Raw genomic sequence first — 21057 nt, 5'->3', positions numbered from 1 at the left:
TTCAGAAAATTAACTTTAATTAAAGTTTTACATAAGCTTCGAAGTTGGCCAAACAAGGGTAGTTTGAACCTTCGAGCAATGTGATCTTCACATATCGAATTGGAGCTGTTGGTGATACCGCAAACTTTTGCTCTAAAGTGGTTGTGGCATTAAAGTTTCTGTCATCACCTAATTTGGTAAAGCTTACACCATCTGTACTGCCCGAAATTGAAAATTTGCTAAAACCTTGTTTCGGATCAGTATGTGCATTTAAACCAACGTAAGTTAATGGGCTTGCAGTTTTCATATCAATTAGAATCCAATGCGGATAAGGGTGGAGCACATCATAATCGGCCTGCCAAAAAGATGGCACAGTAGGCGCTGTTGGACTTTTAGCCGAAATCACATCCACTACATGGGCAGCCAAATTGGTTTCATCTCCAGGGAAGTTAACCTGACTGGATGCAGTAGCCGTCCAACCGGTTTTATTAAGTGCTATATCCGTAAGTGGTTTACGTTCCTGTAATCCTGTGGCGCTAAACTCTGCCAAAAACGTAATCGTTCCGGTTTGTGTAGCTGCCTTTTCTAGAGCCACCAGCTTAATAAACCTCACATTTCTGGCTGGAGAAAGTGTAAATGATTGTTCTGTGTAAGTGACCGGATTCAAGGTAAATTCGCCAAAGCTCGTAAAAGTTGTTCCATCATTGCTCCCCTCCAACCTAAATTTGGTAAAGCCTTTCGGATCTGCCTGCTTTGTAGTTAAACCTATCTTTGTTACTACTGTTTGGCGCTTCATATCTATTATTAATGAATGCGGAAAAGCTTGTCCGGTGGCACTGTTCCAATAAGTATTGGTATAGCCATCTAAAACCATTGCGGCTGTATTTGCACCTTCCTGACTGGAAGCTGTTGCTGTCCATCCGGTTCTATCCAACACCACCTCTTCCAAATTAGAGCTGAGTTCGGCAGACTTATCTTTTTTACAAGCGGTAAGTGCTACCCCCATAAAAAGCAAGGCTGCAGCATATATTTTTATTTTTTTCATTGCTTTTGGTTTAAGGATTTTGGCTAAGATTTTTATTGTTATCTATTTCATACTGTGGCACATAGAATATCACTCTGGCATCTGTAGGCAAAATAGTCTGGGTAATAATGGTTGTTGGTGTATTATTAAGGGCATGTGTACCCGGATAGTTCCTCACCATTGGCCTGTTGTTTCTAAAAAGATCATAAGCACGCTGACCTTCAAAAGCGAATTCCAACCTGCGTTCTTCCAACACTACATCTAAAGCTGATTTGTTTGCCGCAGCAATCCCCGTTAAGGTAAGTGCAGGTATGGTGGCACGGGTTCTAATTAAGTTAACATTATCTAGGGCCAATTGTCCGTTACCCTGTTTCGCATAAGCCTCAGCTTTATTCAAATACATTTCGGCCAGGCGCAAATAAACCGGCGAACTTAAATTAGCGATCCCCTCCTGCAAATTGTATTTGGTTACATAGTACATCGGTACATTTGGCGCAATTTTCGTGTTATTTTGCAATACACCGTTTACTTTATAAGGTGCAATAAAGCTGTGCCTTAAATCTGTAGGGTTCTTATCCAGCTCTGCTACATATTGTTGAGAGGCATAAATTTCAGCGTAACCTGTACTTCCCTGCGGGCCTGGCGTTGACAAGCTTCCTGGGGTACCACTGTAGTACATAGAACCAATGGCACCAAAATCCTGATCTTCAGTTTTGGTATAGCGAATAGCAAATATGGTTTCCTTGTTTTCTTCAGGGATTTTGGTGAAGTAACCAGAATAATCTGTGCCTTGTAACAAGGTGTATCTGCCCGAATTAATGACCAAATCGGCGTATTTAATGGCATTGGCATTATCGCCCATGTTTAAATAAATTCGGGATAAAAGTGCATATGCAACTTCTTTTGATGCGAATATATCTGGTTTACTTACAGTCATTAAATCTGCGGCCTTAAGCAAATCGGCAATAGCGGCTTCATACACTTCCTTAACTGGTTTACGAGATGGGGCAGAATCATTGGTTCCTTCCTTTAAAATAGGAACACCAGCACTAGCCCCGTTATCCTGGGTATATGGTCTTCCAAAAACCCTTACCAGGTTAAACTCCATCATCCCTTTTAAGAAAAGGTTTTCTCCCTTTAACTGCTTTAGTTCTACGGATGCATTATCAGGAATAGCAGCGATAATTTTATTTGCCGCAACAATTACGTAAAAAGCTTGTTTCCAGAAATTTGAACCATGTGTTCCTGTAGGAATGTGGGTATACCGATAGCAACGTGATAAATCATCTGATGATGGCTGTCCCTGTGCAATATTATCGCCTTGATATTCGGTTAAAAAATGGGCACTTCTTACATAAGTGGCATTTCTTAAAACAGCATAAGTACCTATTGTTGCCGTTTCAATATCGCCAGGATTGGTTAGCGCCGACTCGTCATCGATAGCTGTTGAAGGTTTAACTTCTTTTTTACAAGCATTAAAACTTATTAATAAAGCAAATGCCAATGTGAATATTTTAATTTGATTTTTTTTCATGATAATCCCCTCCTTATAAACCAACATTTATTCCGAACAAAACTTTTTTACTAATCGGGTATTTGAAACTTGATATACCCGAACTGAGATCTACCTCAGGATCTACCCCCGTAAACCTGGTTGCAGTCCAAAGGTTATCGCCACTAACAAATATTCTGGCACTGCTAATCTTGATCTTGCTTAACCAGCTTGCAGGAATCTGGTAGCCTAAAGTGATGTTACGCAAACGGATGTAGCTTCCATCTTCCAGGTAGCGAGAAGACTGTTGGTTCGAATCGTGATTCCCCCCTAAAACTGGCTTTGGATGAGTGGCTACATCGCCGATTTTAGACCAGCGGCTCCACCCAGATTGCAATACCATGGCGTTATAGCTTTCATACAAGCCATCGTTATCAAAGTATGCGCGGCTATTATTGTAAATTTCGTTTCCATACACGAAGTTGAAAAAAGCACTCAGGGTAAGACCTTTATAGCCAAAAGTATTGGTAAAGCCACCTGTAAATTTTGGCGTGGCCGAAGTTCCTGTATATTGACGTGTTGCCTGTGCATAAGTATTAGTTACGGCAATATGTTCTACACCATCAGCATCAACAATTACTTTTTCCCAAAGTGGGTCGCCATTATTCGGATCTACTCCTGCCCAGATAGGCATTTTCCAGTCGTAAATATCTCTCCCAATTGCTTTAGGTTGAGACCCCCCCGGTGAAATAGCATCCTTATTATCGGTTAACTGCAAAATCGTATTGCGGTTAAAAGCCATATTCAAATTGGTTTCCCAGGTAAATTCACCTGTAAAGTTTTTAGTAGTCAGATTAAATTCTAATCCTCGGTTTTTCAGCGCACCAACGTTTTGAAAAATGTAGGAGTATCCTTCTGTTGAAGGTAGAGGCACTTGAAATAAGAGTGCATTAGAACGTTTATCATAAACATCTACGCTTAAATCAATCCTGTTCCAAAAGCCGATATCGAAGCCTAAGTTTGTCGTTTTTTGCTTTTCCCATGTTAAATCTGGATTACCTTTTTGAGAAGGACGAGCACCCGGTACGCCTCCATAGCTTGCAGAAGCATCAATTGCGTATAAGCCTAATGAGGGATAATCTCCAATTTCAGCATTTCCCGTTGTGCCATAACTTGCTCTTAGTTTTAAGAAGCTGATGGGCTTGATACCTTTTAGAAACTGTTCATTACTTAAAATCCATGAAGCGCCCAATTGATAGAAATCGCCTCCGCTATTATTTAAACCAAAACGGGAAGAGTTTTCATGTACAAATGAAGCTACGGCAAAATACTTACCTGCATAATCATAATCTACCTGCGATAAATACTTACTGAAATTATATTCATTTAATCCTCCTGATGGATTACTGATAATATCGGTAGCGGTTGACATTACCGGACGACCAGCAGGAAGATTTTTACCATTTAAACTCGCCACGTCATAGTATGATTTTTCAGCCTCTCCTACCGCCAATGCTGTAAGGTGGTGTGCACCAAAACTATTTTCATACTTTAAGCGGTTTGAGCTAAGCAAACGGTTTTTATAATCGGTAGAATTATAAAGCGCACCATTGGTAGAACCGCCCTCTTTAGTTCTTTTATCGTAATAATCTACAGAGAAGCTATTAAAAAAGGTTGTCCGGTTGTAACTCGAAAAAGTAAGGTGTTTAGCGATGTTATAATCTAAGTTTAAATCTGCACTTAAATTTAAACTTCTGGCATTGGAGAAGTTATATTGAGTGGAGTGCAGAAAGTTTTCTATATCCCGTCCAAGCCATGTTGGTGTAATCCTCGGATCTACCGGTGTTCCATCTGGATTATAGGCAGGATCATAGGGTAAGTTTAAATAAGCATCACCCAATGTATTACCTGTTTGATAATTGTCTTTCGTAAACACACCATTAAGCAATAAGCTTAGCTTAAGTTTTGGTGTAAGCTGTCCGTTTAAATTTGCCCTCAGGTTGTAGGCATTTTTATCATTGTTCACTACCGTACCTTGCTCCCGGTAGTAATTTCCGGAGATATAATATTTCATCTTCTCAGAACCACCAGAGGCGGATACCGTATAATTTTGAGTCATTCCGGTTCTGGTTGCCAAATCCCACCAGTTGGTATTGGTATTCAATACAGATGGATTAGGATTAGAGAAAGTTTTTTGATAATCGTACAATTGCTGGCTATCCATCAAATGAAATTTACCATTGGATGGGGTATTAAACCCGACAACTGAATTAAATTCGATCTTAGATTCTCCTGCCTTTCCAGATTTAGTGGTTACAATAATTACTCCACTACCAGCCCTGGAGCCATAAAGCCCGGTTGCCGCAGCATCCTTTAAAATGGTTACCGATTCAACATCATTAGGGCTATAGGTGGCTCCTTCGCTTCCGTATGCGCCAAGAATGTTTCCATCTACAACTAATAATGGTGCCGTACCACCATTAATACTGCTTATACCCCTGATATTAATTTTAGGGGCCGAAGTTGGATCTCCAGAACCTGAGGAAACCACTACACCAGGTGCTTTACCCTGAATCATGTTTACCACATCATTCGTAGCTACACCTTTGAGTTTTTCGGCAGAGAGTACGGTAACGGAACTCGAAAGTTCTCCTTGTTTTTTAGAAGAATAGCCCACTACCACAACATCAGACAGGCTGTTATTCTCTTCTTCCAGTTTTATATTAATACTGGTTTTATTTTGTACCGGAACCTCCAGCGTTTTATAGCCAATGGATTTGATCACCAAAATACCATCTGCAGGAACCGTAATGACAAAATTCCCTGATCCATCGGTTGATGTACCTATACTCGGGTTTGATTTTAGTGTTATAGAGGCACCTGGAACAGGACCCGCACTATCGGTAATTTTCCCCTTTACGGTAATATCAGCAAAGCTGTTGATGAGATTTTTGTCTGCTAATTTTGAACTGATCAGACTCTGTGCATTATTCTTTTTTAGCGGATTGTCGGGTGTTAGCGCATAGCTCTTATTTGCGCCTAGCAAGGTTGCTGCACCCAAAAATATTAAATACTTAATATTCATGTTCTTAGATTTAGTTTAAGTTAGTTGTTAGTCTTAGTTTTGATAATGTTTCGCTTTACGTCATTGGCAATCAGTTTTCTTAAACCCTTATTCAGGCAAGACAACCAGCCAACTATCGATGGTTAAATAGATTGCGATAGCGGATGAGTTAAGCCTGATTAAGTGTGGAGGGCGAATTAATTTTAAACTAAATTAGAGCATCAATTCATCAAAAATTTGAAAAAGACCACGCAAACGTTTGCTCAAAAAATTAATTTGTTTGGCTAAAAAAGGCCTTTTAAGCAATTTACTGGCGTTTCGACTTTTTGCTGGAGTGGAGAAAAGGACCTTCGATGTAGGATATAGAATTTATGCTGATTTATCATACAAAAAACTTCACTATTTAAGTGATAGAAGCAGGATGATCACCGAAGTTAGATTTTCAACAAACGTTTGCGTTGAAATTGGCTAAAAACAAAGACAATCCTGGCTTTCAAACCCTTTCATAAGGCACAAAAAAACCTGGTAATTTTTAATATCCCAGGTTTCTGTTAATTTAAAAGCTAGCGTTTATTAGTTCACGGTATTTCGTGGATTGCTCCTTTCGTTCTTTGCACCAACTTTACTGAGTTTGTAATTTAATGAAAGATAAAAATAGCGGGTGATGTTATTATACCTCACATCTTCGATACGACTGCTGTTAATAATTCTATCGATGCTTGTATTTTGATTTAAAATATCAAAACCTTTTAAACTTAGCGTTACCTGCCTTTGCATAATATATTTATTAATGCCTGCATTTAATAAAAAGTAATTACTGTTAAAGCCATCCGCTCTCCCTGCGGAGCCAATATGATCTAAATCTGCTTCTATCCGTAAATCTTTAATAAACTCGTAACTTATATTTAAACTATTCGAAAGGGTGAAATATCGATTATCAACCGCTGTTTCTAATGAATTATTTACCTTGGTATAGGCAACATAGGCATAAACATCAGCATTAAATTTATCATCTACATCATAACTCCAGTTAATATTTGGGCCAACCTCAAATCTATTGGTAATGTTCTTCTCATCGCTGATAAAGCTAGTGCGGTGCTCAGCGAAAAAGTTAACACCATAATTCGTCCTCAGGCCTTTTAACTTTGCAGGCATACCAAAGAACGTACCGGCCCTTAAAAAATAGTTGCCACCCACATTAACGGGCCGCACGTACTGCACCCCTTTATCGTATCTAATGTTATTTCCGGTATCATCAAAGGCTAAGTTATAAAGGAAATATCCATTCCAATACCGGTTATTGTCAGGACTGAAAGTATTAAAATTCACAGAAATCCGATGATTTTTCCTGGCTTCCAAATCAGGATTACCCTCTCTTTGATATAATGGATTGGTATTATTCTGCACAGGCTGCAAATCGGTAACTGCCGGCAGATTTACGCTGGCTCTATAATTAATGGCTAAAGTTTGATTGGCCTTATTTTTAAAGTTAATCATCAGCCGGGGTAATAAATTATAATAGGTCTTCTCCATTTGGTTGATGTTGGCTCCACCTGTATCAAATGTATTGGCATTTAAACCTGTTTGCTGAAGATTTACCCCAAAGTTGTATGTCCAATCTTTACCCGTAAAAATAAAACCTAAACCCGCAGCACTCAGGTAATTCTGGCTATCAAAGGTATTGGTTAAGTTAGGTACAATAACATCATAGCTACCTGTAGTTGCATTATAATCAAAAGTGGCCTGAGCTGCGTTAACCAAACTCCTGTTGTAAGTATATCCTAAATTAGAACTCCATTTCGCACTGAGTGGCCTGGCGTAACTGGCATTCAAAGTATAGGTTTTCGAGGCATTCTCCTGGTTGGCTTCCTGGTTAATGTTTGTGGCCGTTGGCGTACCATTCGTATACTGGTTTAACAATGATCTGTTAAGCCAATCCGAGTTATAAGTATTTTGAGTGCCGTTAAGTCTCAAAGAGATTGAACCTTTCTTGTTGGCCATCCTTCGAAGTACACTAAACTCTCCGAACAAGGAGGGGCTAAAGTTATGCTGGTTATAATATTGACTTCCATCGTTGGTTTTTCCTGTCCCGTCAAAGAAAGAATTAAAAGAGCGGTTATTAATATTGGTGGTATTATTTAAAATTACATTTGGTCTGAAAGTAATATCAGTTAATGAATCCGGATGGTACTCTGCCTTAAAATTAAAACGGTGTGCCTGGTTATCGCTGTTGCGGTCTGTATTGTCCAGAGTTCTCAGAATATCGCCAGAACTTAAATCCTGAATATTTGATAATTTATTCCCTAAACCCGATGAGAAATAGGTAAAATAACTTCCACTCAGGCTCAGCTTATTATTCTTACCCCAGGAGTTACTGTAGTTAACACCACCGCTATGTGTAGTGTACAGACCAATAGCATTATTATCAAACACTCCACTTCCTCCTACCGTTGTTTTGCCATTGTTAACGTTAATAGAGAAGCTTCCGCCGGCAGGAGGTGCAAAAATATTCCCGATGTTTCCGCTGCTAAAGCTATTTAAATCATCATATCCAAAACTGGCATCATTGGTATTATTGCTCATTCCGAGCACCGCAAACTGCAAATTCTTATTAAAATGATTCGCACTTAAATAACTACCATATTTATCGGTAGTTCCCCCAGATAAACTGGCATTGCCGAACCAACCTTTTTTCTTGTCTTCCTTAATGGTGAGGTTCAGTACTTTTTCTCGTTGTCCATCATCAATGCCTGTTGCCTTTGCCTCTAAGGTTTTACTATCAATGAGTTGTACTTTGGCAATTGCATCTGCAGGAAGGTTCTTGGTCGCGGTTTTTGGATCAGTTCCAAAAAAATCCTTTCCATCTACTGTTAATCGGGTAACCTTTTGCCCCCCTACTAAAATACTTCCATCTTTATCAACCGTTACACCGGGAAGCTTTTTGATTAGGTCTTCAACCGCAGCATTGGGTTTAGTTTTATAAGCATCTGCATTAAATTCTATGGTATCCTTTTTTACGGTAGCTGTAGCATATCTGGCCTTAACTGCAACATCCTTCAAGTTAATGGCATCTTCTTCTAACTTAAATGTTCCCAGCGAGAGTGCTTTACCCGATACACTTATATTTTTACTGAGGGATAAATACCCTAAAACAGATATCTTAATCTGATAATCTCCATTAGCAACATCCTTAAAAATAAATTCTCCAGCTTTATTGGTAACAAGCCCAACCCTTTTGGTAGAATCTTTTTTACTGGATAGGATCACTCCGGCGTATTCAAGTGGTAATCCATTTTTGCGCTCCAGAACCTTTCCAGTAACATGAGGAAGTTGTGCGAAGGTCTTCGTAGATAAAATGCACAGGATAATCAATAAGTAGGTTTTCATAGTAAGTAGATGTTCTTGTTGGTTTGATGGTTTTGATCTTTTGATCAATAGTTACTCCAATAAGACACTACAAATTTGAAAAAGTAACAACCTGAGGATATTTTTTTCTAAATAAATAGCAGTTAACCAGAAATAGCAAACTAGGATGAGTTGCTTATTTATGAAAAGTACTCAAGAATAAATCTTCTACCTTTTTACGGGCCCAGGGTGTTTTGCGTAAAAACTTTAAGCTGGATTTAATGCTTGGATTATTGATGAAACATTCGAATCTGAGCATATACCCCAACTCCGACCATCCGTAATGTACCTGCAGATCAGTTACTATTTTTTCGAGGGTTATACCATGTAGGGGGTTGTTTTTCTGCTGCTCGGCCATGTTGCGAAGTTAGTAGATTTATTCTGTTTTTTAAGCAACCGCCGTGGCATCGATTTCTATTAACATACCTGTTAAGGCCAGGCGCTGGACCGGAATCAATGTATTTACCGGAAATTTAAGATCTGGCCAGATTTTGTTAGATTCTTCAATAAGCACTTCATGCTTAGCCTCATCATAATCTACCACCAACGTAGTTAGCTTAGCAATGTGTTTCATTTCCAACCCCTCACTTCTTAATGCAATAGCGATATTATCGAAAACAATTTGTACCTGGGTTCTGAAATCGTTGCTTAATAGTCCATCGGTTTTACTCCCACCCTGTCCGGCTACATAAACCAATTTCGAATTTGGACTAATACTGGCCAGGTGCGAATAACCGTGTGGCCGTGGATCATATATCCCCTCAGGATTTGTTATTTGTAAGTTTTCGGTTTCCATACTTGCAAACATAACCGAAGACGGGCTGAAAACAGTCGGTACTTTGCCATAAAAAAAGCCATTTGAACATGTAATTCAAATGGCTTCCTTTAAAATATTTTAATGCTTAATTTCCTGAAGCAGTCCAGGTATTATTATCGGCATTTGAATCAGGAAGTACTTTATTTGGATCTAAAGTTACTGAAACAACTTCCTCTGTAGTAGGATAGCGTACTACCCAGGTATTGCCTTTCATCCAGGCATCAACCGGAACCTTTACAATTTCTGTTTTACCACTTTTGGTTTTTACCTGAAGGATAATCGGCATAGGCATTTTCTCCAAATTAAGCACCTGAATGGCATAACCGATAGTGGTTCCATTGGATTTGATCGGTTGTACATTGCCAATGGCCTGATCCATTTTCCAACTGTTTAAGAACCAACTTCTCCAGAACCAGGCAAGATCCTCTCCTGCTGCATTCTCCATAGAACGGAAAAAATCAAAAGGCGTTGGATGTTTAAATGCCCAGTTTTTAATGTATTGACGGAAAGCATAATCGAAACGGTCTTGACCCAGAACCTGCTCTCTTAAAATATCTAATCCCCATCCTGGCTTTGAATAAAGGTTAACACCAATATTAGCTTCCATCATTTCATCAGGCATTTGCATGATATTTTCAAAACGTGGATTACCAATTACCTGCTTGCCAATAGCATGCATATCTGTGGGGCGTTGTTTATACTCGCCATTATTGAAATTTTCTGACGAAATACCATTGATAAAAGTATTAAAACCTTCATCCATCCAGCCATATTTACGTTCGTTAGAACCTACAATCATTGGGAACCAGGTATGACCAAATTCGTGATCAATTACTCCCCAGGCGCTTCCATTTTTAGCTTTCCAGCCACAGAAAACAATACCTGGATATTCCATACCACCAATATTAGCGGCCACATTTACGGCCATTGGGTATGGATATTCAAACCATTTGCTAGAATAATGTTCGATAGTACTTTTAACATATTCAACTCCACGCCCATAACCATCTGCACCATTACTTTCTACCGGGTGCGCTGAAACTGCTAATCCTTTTTTTCCGCTTGGCAGGTTAAATCTGGCCGCATCAAGCACGAAAGATTTAGATGAAGCCCAGGCTGCATCACGCGCATTTAAGATCTTGAATTTCCAGGTTAACTTATCTTTTGCTGGTCTTGATTTAGGATCAGTAACTTCAGCTTCGCTACGGATATGAATCGTTTTGTCGCTATTTTTTGCTTCGTTCCATCTTTTCAATTGCTCAGCAGTGAAAACTTCCTGCGGATTTAACAGCTCTCCAGAACCCATCACAATATGGCTTGCCGGTGCAGTAATGGCGAAATTGATGTCACCATACTCACAGTAGAACTCGCCTCCGCCCCAATAAGGCAAGGTATTCCAACCAATCACATCATCATACACACACATGCGTGGGAACCATTGTGCAATGGCAAAAATTTCACCGTTTTTAGTAGTTAAGTGACCTGTTCTATCCGACCCTTCTTTAGGTACGACGTAAGAATAATCCATTTTAATGGTAACCACTTCACCACCAGCAGCAATAGGCTGGTCTAAACGTATTTGCATACGCGTATCTTCCACCAAAGAGCTGAATTTAACGGCGGCAGCTTTTTGTACTACACTAATGTTGCTAATGGTATAACCACCTTCAAAATTCTCACCCTGCGCTCCATAACGGCTACGTGCAGGGGTAATGGCATAACCACGAGAAGTTTTCTTAAAGGTATTCTGATCCAGTTGAAGCCATAAATAAGGCAATTTATCAGGACTATTATTTTTATAAGTAAGGGTAACTGTTCCCGTAACCGTATTTTTAGCTTCATCTAAGCTGGCGGTAATGTTATAATCTACTCTGTTTTGCCAGTACTTAGGGCCAGGAGAACCAATTGCCGAACGAAATTCGTTACCGTTCTGCGTATAAAATAAAGGTCCAAAGGCTTCGGCGGCATTATAGTTACTTGCGGGTGCTGAGCTGGTTTGCTGAGCATTTGTTGAAAAATCAAATGCACAGCAGGTTAAGCACAGTGCAATCAATCTGTTTACTTTCATGTTTAATAAGTTTGTTCTATTGAACCGTAAATATAAAAAATAAGCACAAACTGTTGAGTTTGTGCTTATAATGTTACTATTTGAATAATGATTAATTCGCTTTAAGTTTTGGCAGGTCTTGCAACTTTCGCTGCTGAGGGGTTAACTTTTGCCAGGCTACATATGCCCTTGATATATAATAGGTATACCGATATGGTCGTTCGGCCTTTACCTGTTCTACTGAAGGGCGATAGATGATCATAAAATGCTTCAAATCCTCTCCTTCCAGTTTGGTCAACTCAGTGATGTTCTTTTCACTGAAATTCTCATCAATCTCTTCTAAATATTGTTCTCTTTCTTCCAAATCGGCCTCTTTTCGTTGCTGACGCTTGTATTTCCCGTATCCTAAATTCAGTCCCAATCCCCCTACTTTGTCGGTCATGCGTTTTCTTCCCAAATTTCCTCCTGTGCTTAATAAGGTATATTTTTCTGCCAGCGGATCAGCAGCATTTGCCACTTCTTTGTTGATTTTTACTCCCTGAATATCCACATCCTTCAAGTTTGTACTTTTTACCGGCAGGTAAATTGCCCTGGCTAGTAAATTACTCAGATAGAGAGTATCGGTATGGTAACCCATTAAAGAAAACTCGAGTAGATCTCCAATCTTTGCAGGAATAGTGAATTTACCTGTACTGTTGCTCAATACCGTTTTCTGCGTACTCAGGTTTTTAACCACCACACCCGGTAGAGTTAATGTTTTTTTTGAATAGTCGTAAACTATACCTGTAGATACTGTTTGTGCAAATGCGCCTAAGGGGAGGGCAAAAAAGAGGATGATGATCAGCTTATACATAATTCAAAAGTAAGTGAGTTAAATTCTCAAAGCCTGCTTTTAACAAACTTTAACATAAAAACAATAGAATTAGGCAAGTGTTTTAGCGTAATTGTCATCATCAAATCCTATTAGGATGGCCTGATCGTTCTTTTCAATTATTGGACGCTTAATGGCGCTTGTATTATTAATCAGGTAATTCACTGCCGCCTCTTGCGTTTGAATAGCCGCTTGTTCCTCTTTAGAAAGTTTTTTCCAGGTTAATCCTTTTCTGTTGAGCACCGTTTCCCAACCAAACCTGGCCGACCATTCATTGAGCTTCTCTGCAGTAATTCCCTTCTTTTTAAAATCGTGAAATTCGTATGTAATCTGGTTTTCCTTCAACCAATCGAGTGCCTTTTTAACTGTATTGCAATTGGGTATGCCGTAAACTGTCATTTTAATAAAGTGTTGCGATGTCTAAAAATGTAAATCCAAAGGTAAAGATTAGGAATGATACAAGGAACGAGAATTATTACGGTCGTAGCGAGACGCTAGAACTGGAGAGGGTAATACGAAATAATTCTTACCATATAAGCCATATAAGAAAACATAAGCATAGCTTATTTAACCACACCGTACTAAAACCAACATTGAGGCAGGAAAAATACAATCCTCTTCTGAATGAAAAGGAATGAAAGCTATGAGTCAAATCAAAACCAATAACATTTTCATATCCCTAAAGTCGCATTAAGATTCCCTCCTGCGAGGACATGACGACCGCAGGGGGATTGTGCATCATGCTACCTCCCGTTCAAACATAACTGCCCTTTTTATTACAATGATCTTACATGCCTTAAATGGTGAAAAATTATCGAACTATAGAAGAAAACAGGTAATGCATCACACCAGTTGCCGTACTGTAGCGAGACGCTACAACTAGAGAGGAAAATTATTCCGGTTGGTAGGGATAGCAACCGATAGATTAAAAAATTAGGTCGTAGCGAGACGCTACCAATGCTATTAAGTTAAGCTAAACCCTATCCTGTCTGAGCCTGTCGAAGACCTTCCTAATAAGGAGAAAACTAAAATAGATTGCCCTTCGACAGGCTCAGGATGACAATCCATTTTAGTTTTCTCCTTAAGTTAATAGCATTGGAGACGCTACAACCAGAAAGGAAATCAGCACCATCTTCCATCCCAACATCTTACACCCCCCTCATTCATCACATTTTTTGCCCCATTTATCACATTTTAAATATCCTTTAATTTAAGCTTTGTAAAATTGCAGCATGATAATTAGCGAAATGAAAACAAGAAACATCAACCAGCTCGAATTCTGGATCTCTACTACTTTATACATTTTATCATTAATCGGGATCTGTTCGCAAACAACTTATGGATCATCAAATGATTACCAGTTTAGTACAAGCGCTTTAGATTACAGTGTAATCAAGAACTATTTTTTGCCTGAGCTTTTCAAAATCAGCATTTTATACATCAGCTTCTTACTTTTCAATTTTTGCTTCATGCCTCAGCTGGCCAAACGAAATAATGTAGCCTTAAATATATTCCTCACAGTAGTTGTAACCTTTATTTCCATAGTAACGTGGATGGTTGCCAATACCTATTCACAGGCTTACCGTTTATTAGAATATGATAGCTTAGACCAGGCATACGACATCTTTTTTGGTGAAGCTTTTACTTACATATTCTTCTTATATATGCTATTCAATGCTTATGCCTACTTTAATGAAAGAGGACTGGAGCTTTTACATAAAATCAATTTCCTTAAAAATCATACACAAAACATTATACCTGAAATTTTCACTGTAACAAGGATCTGGTTAATTACCTTCATGATTTTCGGTGCAGTACTTTCTGCTCGTTTTGATTGGGATATTTTAGTTTTCTGGTTAATTGCACCACCTGCGAACATCCTTTTAGCATTCTATTCCATTTACTTTATTATCCCAAATCTGCGCAAGAACTTTAAAGGATTTGGCCGCTATTTCTGGGGTAATGTGGGCATTGCCATTATCATTACGTTATTACTTACGTTAGCCACAGTGTCCTTTATGAGAGGAGGAGAAGCTGTTCCGATTACTTTGATACTGACTGGCATTAGCATGATTTGTATTACCACGCCTTTAGCCTGGTATATCTATAAACACAAATTTGAAAAACTCACTGAAATCCAGATGCTCAAAACGGAGTTAGGCAAATCGGATGCGAACCTCAACTTCTTAAAATCACAGATCAATCCACATTTCCTGTTCAATGCCTTAAATACACTGTTTGGTACTGCGCTGCAAGAAAATGCGGAAAGAACGGGAGAAGGCATACAAAAACTTGGCGATATGATGCGCTTTATGCTGCATGAAAATACCCTCGATAAAATTTCTTTAACCAGAGAAGTAGAATACCTTAACAATTACATCGATCTGCAAAAACTTCGTACTTCCCGTTCTGCAGATATTCGGATAGACACCCATATTGAAGAGCAACTGAACAATCTTCAAATTACGCCCATGCTGCTAATTCCATTTATTGAAAATGCCTTTAAACACGGAATCAGTTTACAACAACCTTCATACATTAAAATTACGCTACAAACCAAAGAAAGTACCCTTTACTTTGATGTAAGCAACAGCATCTACATTAAATCAGACAACGATCCGGAAAAATTAAAAAGTGGTATTGGATTAGAAAACGTAAAACAACGGCTTTCGTTGCTCTATTACGGCAAACATGAACTGATTATCAGGGAAAGTGCCAATGAGTTTTTTATCCATTTGACTTTACAACTGGATTAACAACAGAGATTTTTATTACTTTAGGGCACTGGCGGATCTAAAGGAGAAGCCTATGCCTAATATCGAAAATAATGATTGCCATTGCTGTAGATGATGAACCGATTGCACTTGAGATTATCAAATCACACGCCTCAAAAGTGCCTTTTATTGAGTTATTAAATACCTTCAATAATGCATTCGATGCCATTACCTTTCTTCAGCAAAACAAAGTTGATCTGATCTTTTTAGATATCAAAATGCCCGATATTAGCGGGATCGATTTCTTAAAAAGTTTGAGCAATCCACCCATGGTCATTTTTACTACGGCCTACACCGAACATGCGGTACAGAGTTTTGAGTTGGATGCCGTTGATTATTTATTAAAGCCCTTTTCACTTTCCCGCTTTTTGAAGGCCTGCAATAAGGCCCAGGAGCTCTATCATCTTCGTAACCAATTCCAGGAAGCTAAAAGTGAATACATCTTCATTAAAGATGGTTATGAACAGGTAAAAGTAGAATTAGCCGATATTTTATATGTGGAGGCTTCAGGTAATTACACCCAGATTCAATTAAAAGATAAGTTATTAAGTTCAAGAATTACGATTAATGATTTGGCTGCCTTATTGCCTAAAAATAATTTCGTTCGCTGCCACAGGGCATTTATTGTAGCCAAGAACAAAATAACCAAATATGACCGCAACCAAATCTGGATATCAGATAAGATCATCCCTATTGGAGCGACCTATACCGGAATACAACTTACCTGATTAAAACTTACAACATTTAAACATTCAGCCCTTTCAACATTAAACACATACAACTATCTTTGCTCCATGTCAACACAATTAAAAAATCTTTCTGATTTCTCACACACTACTGTTCCTAGTGGAGCAAACTTTAAATTCGGGATTATTGTTGCCGAATGGAATGCAGAAATTACTGGTGCACTTTACAATGGCGCACTAAAAACACTCTTAAACAATGGTGTAAAAGAGGAGAATATCATTTCACTACCTGTTCCCGGCAGTTTTGAATTAACCGGCGGTGCTGAAATTTTATTAAGCAAAAGAAGTGATTTAGATGGTGTGATCTGTTTAGGCTGTGTAATTCAGGGAGATACCAAGCACTTCGATTTTATCTGTGATGCTGTAGCTCAGGGCTTAACTAACGTGGGCATTAAATATAGCAAACCAGTTATTTTCGGTGTTTTAACAACCAATAACCTGGAGCAGGCGCAAGACAGAGCCGGAGGTAAACATGGCAATAAAGGAGATGAGGCCGCTATTACTGCAATTAAAATGGCCGATTTTGCTGCAAATATTTAGCCTTGTGTTTTAATAAAGTATTTGTAACTTAGGGGTTTAAATTCATGTTTACAGGTGAAACCTACTTTTACAAAGGTAAGCCAATAATAAAAACATAAATATCAGATGAAAAAAATAGCCATCTTACTTTTGGCGGTGTTTTGCACCATTACCATTTTAGAATCTTGCTCTTCTAAACTTTGCCCTGCATACGGTTCATATCCAGAGGGAAAACGCAGAAGAAACTAACCAAAAACGATTCCGGATTTTCATTTTTAGGTCATTTGCAGAACTTTATATTTCTGTGAGTGTTAAGCCTATATAACAATATTAAAGAATATGACTTGGGTTAATTTAACTTCCATAGCGCAACTAGATGAGATTAAGGCCGACAATGGCTTCAGCCTTATTTTCAAACACAGCACCAGATGCTCTATTAGCATGATGGCAAAACGCAACTTCGAATTTAACTGGGAGGTAATTCCTGCAGATACTAAACTTTATTTTCTGGATTTGATTAGCTACAGAGATATTTCTAATCAAATAGCGGAAGTTTTTCAAGTTGCACACCAGTCGCCACAGATTTTATTGATCAAGAATGGCGATTGCATTTTAGAAGCTTCACATAGCGATATTTCTGCAGAAGAAGTAGCAGAAGTAATTGCAGCATAATATGACAATATAAAACAAAAAGGGGATGCAAAATTTGCATCCCTTTTTTGTTTAATGAGTGAATTTTGAATGAATCAATGAGTGAATGTTTCCTAGCGATTGCAGCAGCATTCTATAATTATTTCAAATGAGTGATTTGGAATGAATCAATGAGTGAATGTTTCCTAGCGATCGCACCTGCATTCTATAATTATTTCAAATGAGTGAATTTTGAATGAGTGAATGACTGAATGTTTCCTAGCGATTGCACCAGCATTCTATAATTATTTCAAATGAGTGAAGTTTGAATGAGTGAATGTTTGCTAGCGATTGCACCAGCATTCTCTCACTCTCTCATTCAATAATTCAATAACTTTTATACTTCAACCGCCTTATCAACATCTATTTTAAGTACTCTGGAAGTTCTGGTTCTGGTTTCCTTACAAAGTTGGCTATCATTTGCTAAAGCTTTGCCATAAGTAGGGATCATTTCCTTAATCTTCGCTTGCCACTCTGGAGTTTCTAAATCTTCCTTAAAACAACGGGTAAGTAATTCCAACATAATTGAAACGGCTGTAGATGCACCTGGCGAAGCGCCTAAAAGTGCTGCGATAGAACCATCACCTGCATTTACTACCTCTGTACCAAATTCAAGAATACCACCTTTTTTCTCGTCCTTTTTAATTACTTGTACCCTTTGCCCGGCATATTCCAACTCCCAATCCTTTAACTCTGCTGTTGGCAAATATTCTTTTAATGCTGCTAATCTATCTTCCGGCGATTGTCTTACTTGCTCAATCAAATATTTCGTAAGATCGAGGTTATGTAATCCCGCAGAAATCATCGGGCGGATATTATTAAATTTAATCGATTTGGGTAAATCAAGAAAAGATCCGTTCTTTAAAAACTTAGTCGAAAAACCTGCATACGGCCCAAATAATAAAGCTTGCTTACCATTAATCATTCGGGTATCTAAGTGAGGTACCGACATTGGAGGAGCACCTACCGCAGCCTTACCGTATACCTTGGCGTGGTGTTTCTTAATAATTTCCTCGTTGGTACATTTCAGCCATTGACCGCTAACCGGGAAACCGCCAAAACCTTTACCTTCCGGAATATCAGATTTTTCTAACAATGGAAGAGAACCTCCTCCTGCACCAATAAAAACAAACTTAGCTACACGCTTACGTTTATCCTTCGTTTCTAAATCTTTAACTTTAACAACCCAGTTGCCATCATTATTTTTCTTCAAATCACGAATTTCATGGTTAAAGAAAAGATTTACGTTGCTTTGTTCCTTTAGGTTATTAAACATGTCGCGGGTTAGCGAACCGAAATTCACATCTGTTCCAAGATCCATTTTGGTGGCCGCAACCTTATCACTTTTCTTACGCCCATCCATAATTAACGGAGCCCATTGCGCCACGGTTTCTATATCTTCTGTGTACTGCATTTCTGCAAAAAGATCGCATTTCTGCAAAGCATCGTAGCGCTTTTTAAGATAATCCACATTCTTTTTGCCCCATACGAAACTCATATGCGGAATTTTACGAATGAAGTTCTCCGGATCGGAAATCAACCCCTTTTCAACAAGATAAGACCAAAACTGCTTGGAGACCTCGAAATGTTCGGCAATCTGAACCGCCTTCTTGGTTTCGATTGTACCATCCTTCTTTTCGGGAGTATAATTTAACTCACAAAAAGCCGAGTGACCTGTCCCTGCATTGTTCCAGGCATCAGAACTTTCTGCTGCTGCAATGTCAAGGCGTTCGTAAATCTCAATACTTAAGTTAGGCTCTAGTTCTTTTAACAAAACTCCGAGGGTAGCACTCATGATGCCCGCCCCTATCAAAATTACATCTGCGTCAGTTTTACCAACTGTCTTTTTCTTTTTTGTCATCTTATCTTAAAGGAGTTACAAATTTAGAACGAATTTAAAAAGGATGCTAATTTTCGGCTAAAAAACTTGAAAAAATTGCAAAAAATTAAAAAATCTTTTATGATTTTGACCAACGATTAGCAAAGTTGGAACCAAACCTCTTAATTAGACGTTAAAAATGCCAAAAAGACATTAAGGTAACATTAGAAAAAAGCGATTGGTATTTAGAATAATACAGATTTCAGCTATTTTCGTTAACACTTAGGATGATGTCAATCAAATAAACCCGGTAAAATGATCGAAATTAGAAAAATGGGGCTAGGTGATTCTGATGCCATTACCCAGCTCACGGAGCAATTGGGATACCCATCCAATAGCGGTAAAATCATCAAAAGAATTAAAATACTGCTGGCTACGCCTGGTAATTGCGCCTTTGTTGCGCTTATTGATCGGCAGGTTGTTGGATGGATTCATGCATTTCATACCCTGAGAATAGAGTCAGATCCTTTTGTTGAAATTGCAGGCTTAGTAGTAGATATCAACCACCGGAATAAACAAATTGGTAAAAATCTCATTAAGGAAGTGATGGATTGGGCAAAAAACTTTGATATTCAAACCATAAAGGTGAGGTGCAATATTATTCGTGAGGATAGCCACGTGTTCTATCAAAAAGCGGGATTTAGCCTATCTAAAACCCAAAAGGTATTTGAGATGAAAAGCTGATGATAAATGACCTGGCAAAACATTACAACATCCAAACATTTTAAGGTTAAAACTTTTGAAGAGGATTGCTTAACTTTGTAGCATGATTGATTTACCTGTTGTACCTGCTGTAACCGAAGTAAAACGCAAACCTGATTGGTTACGTGTTAAATTGCCTGTTGGGAAAGAATATGCCCAAGTGCGCAGTTTGGTTGATACGCATAAGCTCCACACCATTTGCGAAAGCGGAAATTGCCCCAATATGGGTGAGTGCTGGGGGGCAGGAACAGCAACTTTCATGATATTGGGAAATATTTGCACCAGAAGTTGTTCATTTTGCGCTGTGGCTACAGGCAGACCCCTGGCTGTAGACCTTGATGAACCTAACCGTGTGGCCAACTCAGTTAAACTGATGGGGGTTAAGCATTGTGTAATCACTTCTGTAGATCGCGATGACTTGAAAGATGGTGGATCAATTATCTGGGCTGAAACGCTGCAGGCTATTCGTCGCGAAAGTCCAATTACTACGTTAGAAACTTTAATCCCCGATTTCAAAGGTCAGTGGGATAATTTATACCGTGTTTTGGAAGAGAGACCAGAAGTGGTTTCACACAACATGGAAACCGTTAAGCGCTTAACCAGACAGGTACGTATTCAAGCTAAATATGACAGAAGCTTAGAGGCTTTAAAAAGAATTTCTGAATTCGGCTTAAGAACCAAAACGGGTATCATGCTCGGCTTAGGGGAAACTGAAGAAGATATTTTCGAGGCAATGGATGATTTAGTAGCCAATGGTGTTCATATTTTAACCTTAGGTCAGTACTTACAACCAACCCCCAATCACCATCCGGTAGTAGACTGGATTCACCCGGATACTTTTGCCATGTATAAAGAAGTTGGTTTAGCTAAAGGTTTGAAATATGTAGAAAGCGGACCGCTTGTACGTTCTTCTTATCATGCAGAAAAACACCTTTTCCCGATTGACGGAATCGCGTAAGGAGTTGTGATTTTTGGGTTGCGGGTTATGAGGCTTGTGGCCTAACTTGTCCAACTTATATTTCTTCAATAGCTTATAATAGTTAAATGA

At 38.7% G+C, this 21057-nt stretch carries 16 protein-coding genes; 6 read left to right on the top strand and 10 right to left on the bottom strand.

The features are described from left to right. Positions 1-19: 19 nt before the first annotated feature. From BMX11_RS17120 to BMX11_RS17075, 9 genes are all read right to left on the bottom strand, one after another. The gene (locus BMX11_RS17120; protein WP_090886485.1) at positions 20-1024 is read right to left on the bottom strand and encodes a discoidin domain-containing protein; all 1005 of its coding nucleotides are present in this window, start codon (positions 1022-1024) and stop codon (positions 20-22) included. 10 nt (positions 1025-1034) lie between these two features. Continuing rightward, on the bottom strand, positions 1035-2537 hold the full coding sequence (locus tag BMX11_RS17115) for a RagB/SusD family nutrient uptake outer membrane protein (protein WP_175474602.1): 1503 nt from the start codon (positions 2535-2537) through the stop codon (positions 1035-1037). Between the two features lie 13 nt (positions 2538-2550). After that, positions 2551-5580 (bottom strand): SusC/RagA family TonB-linked outer membrane protein, encoded by a 3030-nt coding sequence (locus BMX11_RS17110; protein ID WP_090886481.1) that lies wholly within the window; start codon positions 5578-5580, stop codon positions 2551-2553. Between the two features lie 552 nt (positions 5581-6132). Next, entirely contained in the window at positions 6133-8946 is a 2814-nt protein-coding gene (locus BMX11_RS17100; protein ID WP_090886476.1) for a TonB-dependent receptor, read from the bottom strand. A 154-nt stretch (positions 8947-9100) separates the two neighbouring features. Then, on the bottom strand, positions 9101-9322 hold the full coding sequence (locus BMX11_RS17095; protein ID WP_090886473.1) for a VF530 family protein: 222 nt from the start codon (positions 9320-9322) through the stop codon (positions 9101-9103). 30 nt (positions 9323-9352) lie between these two features. After that, complete coding sequence (locus BMX11_RS17090; RefSeq protein WP_090886471.1) at positions 9353-9760, bottom strand: RidA family protein; 408 nt, start codon at positions 9758-9760, stop codon at positions 9353-9355. Positions 9761-9866: 106 nt separating this feature from the next. Continuing rightward, positions 9867-11849 carry a M1 family metallopeptidase gene (locus BMX11_RS17085; protein ID WP_175474601.1) on the bottom strand — a complete coding sequence of 661 codons (1983 nt, stop codon included), beginning with the start codon at positions 11847-11849 and terminating at the stop codon, positions 9867-9869. A gap of 91 nt (positions 11850-11940) precedes the next feature. Beyond that, on the bottom strand, positions 11941-12681 hold the full coding sequence (locus tag BMX11_RS17080) for a hypothetical protein (protein WP_090886467.1): 741 nt from the start codon (positions 12679-12681) through the stop codon (positions 11941-11943). A gap of 69 nt (positions 12682-12750) precedes the next feature. Beyond that, on the bottom strand, positions 12751-13098 hold the full coding sequence (locus BMX11_RS17075) for a Spx/MgsR family RNA polymerase-binding regulatory protein (RefSeq protein ID WP_090886465.1): 348 nt from the start codon (positions 13096-13098) through the stop codon (positions 12751-12753). 848 nt (positions 13099-13946) lie between these two features. On the opposite strand from BMX11_RS17075, the gene BMX11_RS17070 reads away from it, so the two are divergent. The 4 genes from BMX11_RS17070 to ytxJ all read left to right on the top strand — a co-directional run bounded on the left by BMX11_RS17070 (position 13947) and on the right by ytxJ (position 17410). Beyond that, positions 13947-15455, top strand: a complete 1509-nt coding sequence (locus BMX11_RS17070; RefSeq protein WP_217643864.1) for a sensor histidine kinase — start codon at positions 13947-13949, stop codon at positions 15453-15455. A 71-nt stretch (positions 15456-15526) separates the two neighbouring features. Beyond that, on the top strand, positions 15527-16201 hold the full coding sequence (locus BMX11_RS17065) for a LytR/AlgR family response regulator transcription factor (protein WP_090886463.1): 675 nt from the start codon (positions 15527-15529) through the stop codon (positions 16199-16201). Between the two features lie 66 nt (positions 16202-16267). Continuing rightward, positions 16268-16759: a 6,7-dimethyl-8-ribityllumazine synthase gene (gene ribH / locus BMX11_RS17060; protein WP_090886461.1), complete on the top strand. Its 492-nt coding sequence runs from the start codon at positions 16268-16270 to the stop codon at positions 16757-16759. A gap of 318 nt (positions 16760-17077) precedes the next feature. Continuing rightward, positions 17078-17410, top strand: coding sequence for a bacillithiol system redox-active protein YtxJ (gene ytxJ, locus BMX11_RS17055; protein WP_090886459.1), 333 nt, complete (start codon positions 17078-17080; stop codon positions 17408-17410). Between the two features lie 355 nt (positions 17411-17765). Here the strand turns inward: ytxJ and BMX11_RS17050 are convergent, their stop codons facing one another. Continuing rightward, positions 17766-19289 carry a malate:quinone oxidoreductase gene (locus BMX11_RS17050; RefSeq protein WP_090886457.1) on the bottom strand — a complete coding sequence of 508 codons (1524 nt, stop codon included), beginning with the start codon at positions 19287-19289 and terminating at the stop codon, positions 17766-17768. A gap of 273 nt (positions 19290-19562) precedes the next feature. On the opposite strand from BMX11_RS17050, the gene BMX11_RS17045 reads away from it, so the two are divergent. Then, positions 19563-19991 (top strand): GNAT family N-acetyltransferase, encoded by a 429-nt coding sequence (locus tag BMX11_RS17045; protein ID WP_090886455.1) that lies wholly within the window; start codon positions 19563-19565, stop codon positions 19989-19991. An 82-nt stretch (positions 19992-20073) separates the two neighbouring features. Next, positions 20074-20967, top strand: a complete 894-nt coding sequence (gene lipA / locus BMX11_RS17040; RefSeq protein WP_090886453.1) for a lipoyl synthase — start codon at positions 20074-20076, stop codon at positions 20965-20967. Positions 20968-21057: the final 90 nt, after the last annotated feature.

It is taken from the genome of Pedobacter rhizosphaerae, assembly GCF_900111155.1.
In the GTDB taxonomy this organism is placed as follows: domain Bacteria; phylum Bacteroidota; class Bacteroidia; order Sphingobacteriales; family Sphingobacteriaceae; genus Pedobacter; species Pedobacter rhizosphaerae.
This window is presented reverse-complemented; position numbering and strand designations above follow the sequence as displayed.